2 protein-coding genes are annotated in these 2,003 nt (G+C 65.1%); both read left to right on the top strand.

Features of this window, described 5'->3' with window-relative positions; all coding sequences use genetic code 11:
- Positions 1-336 precede the first annotated feature (336 nt).
- The gene (locus tag RT424_RS24415; protein WP_313443495.1) at positions 337-1,146 is read left to right on the top strand and encodes a DUF2092 domain-containing protein; all 810 of its coding nucleotides are present in this window, start codon (positions 337-339) and stop codon (positions 1,144-1,146) included.
- A gap of 1 nt (position 1,147) precedes the next feature.
- A complete protein-coding gene (locus RT424_RS24410; protein ID WP_313443493.1) occupies positions 1,148-1,855 on the top strand; it encodes a hypothetical protein in 708 nt (235 codons plus the stop codon).
- Positions 1,856-2,003: the final 148 nt, after the last annotated feature.

Here is a 2,003-nt window from a genome sequence, read left to right as displayed (position 1 = left end):
CAGCAGCGCGAAACATGCCAGAGCCACCGCTTGCGATTTCATGACCTTCTCCTTGATGCATTTTTCAAGTTGACCATTCGTGGTCAACGGCTCGGAAAAATGCGGCATTGGACGGATGTGAAGCCCCGGAACTATCCGGTCGCAAGGCGCGCGCAGCTATCGGGAATCTCCCTGATGCCCGCCGTGGCACATCCCTATCGCCGCGCCTCGAGCAGATGCATCCGGCCAGCCCTGGGGTGCCCAGGCAATTCCGGCGCGATCAACGGGTTTCCCCCGATGGGAGCCACGCCGGGAAGCTGGGATCGTGGCACCCTTCATCCATGGCAGGAGTGATCGATGCCCGTCCCGTCCTTTTCCCCCGTCGTTAGGACCGCCGCTACCGCGCTCCTTCTGGCTGGCCTGCCACTGCCTACGCTGGCGCAATCCAATCCGGCCCCCGCTGCTGCGCCTGCCCAGGCTGTAAAAACCGCCGCCGACACTATCGACCCGATCGCCATCCAGGCACTGGTCGGCATGGGTAATTACCTGAAGACGCTGAAGAGCTTCGAGTTCCACACCAAGGCCACGGCGGAAGCCGCGTTTCAGGACACCGACTTTCTGGTCCACCTCAGTTACGAGGCCACGTACAAGGTCATGAGGCCCACTGCCTTCTACGTGAAGTTGCAGTCCGACCGCGCGATCCGCGAGTATTTCTACGACGGCAAGACACTCACGGTGAATGTCCCACGGCAGAACTACTATGCGAAAGTGACGGCGCCGCCGACGATCCGTCAGACGGTGGACAAGATCTACCTCGACTACGGCATCGACCTGCCGCTTGCCGACGTGTTCTACTGGTCCGAAAACCCCGTGACCGATGGAATCACATCGGCCGTGCGGGTCGGCTTCGCACGCGTGAACGGCAAGGAAACGGACCAATTCGCCTATCGCGGCGACACGCTGGACTGGCAGATTTGGATCGCGCGCGGCAAGACCCCGCTGCCGCTGCGCATCGTCATCACCGACCGCACCGATCCGGTGCGGCCATCCTACAGCGCCGATCTCGACTGGAACACCGCGCCCAGCCTGACGGCCAAGGATTTCGCCTTCGTTCCCCCGGCAAACTCCAGCCCGATCCAGGTCGCTGCGCTTTCGGAAGGAAACTGAGATGAGCGCCCGCATCGGAAGCATCGCGCGTCTGGCTGTCGCGCTCGCCGTAACCGGCGCCATGGTGGCTCCTGCCGAAGCCCAGCGCCGCTTCGGAGGCGGCGGCATGCACATGAGTGGCGGACTGCGCGGCGGAGGCCTGCAGGGCCGCACCAATTTCCATGCGCCCGGCAGCGGCGGCGGCGGCATCCGCAATCCGGCCATTCCCCGCGAAGGTCCGGCACCCCATCCCGGCGGCGGCGGTGGCGACCGGCCCGGTCCTCACCCCGGACCTGGACCTGGGCCTGGACCTAATCCTGAACCCGGACCTCATCCTGGGCCTGGACCTCATCCTGGGCCTGGGCCTGGCCCGGGGCCTCATCCCGGACCGGGGCCAGGCCCCCATCCGGGGCCCCCACCCCCGCCACCTCCGCCGCCACCTCCCGGCTGGGGCTGGGGTTGGGGCTGGTACGACGATCCGTTCTGGGATGCAGCCGCCGTGGGCGTCGTTGCAGGCACTACGGCTGCCGTCGTCGCCAGCGCGTCTCAGCCTTCAACCACGGTCGTGGTCCAAAGCACCAACGTCGGATCGGTCGTCTACACCCTGCCGACGAACTGCCCCAAGATCGTTCGTGCAGATGTGACCTACTTCAGTTGCAACAACGTCTGGTACCGCCCGCAATACCAGTCCTCCGGCGTTACTTACGTCATCGTCAATCCACCGGGGTGAGGCTCTCATACCCCCTCCGGTCCATCTCGGTGGAAAAGGTCGCCGGAGTTGCCCTTCCCAACGGGCGGCTCCGGCGACTGCCTTGCCGCCGTTACCGATCCTCCCACACCGCGAGAGAAAGGGTTCGAATGCGCCCGAGCACAAGCAG

The sequence above is a fragment of the Novosphingobium sp. genome (assembly GCF_032093395.1).
Taxonomy (GTDB): domain Bacteria; phylum Pseudomonadota; class Alphaproteobacteria; order Sphingomonadales; family Sphingomonadaceae; genus Novosphingobium.
Note: the sequence above shows the minus strand (reverse complement) of the source record. Positions and strands in the feature narration are given on the sequence as shown.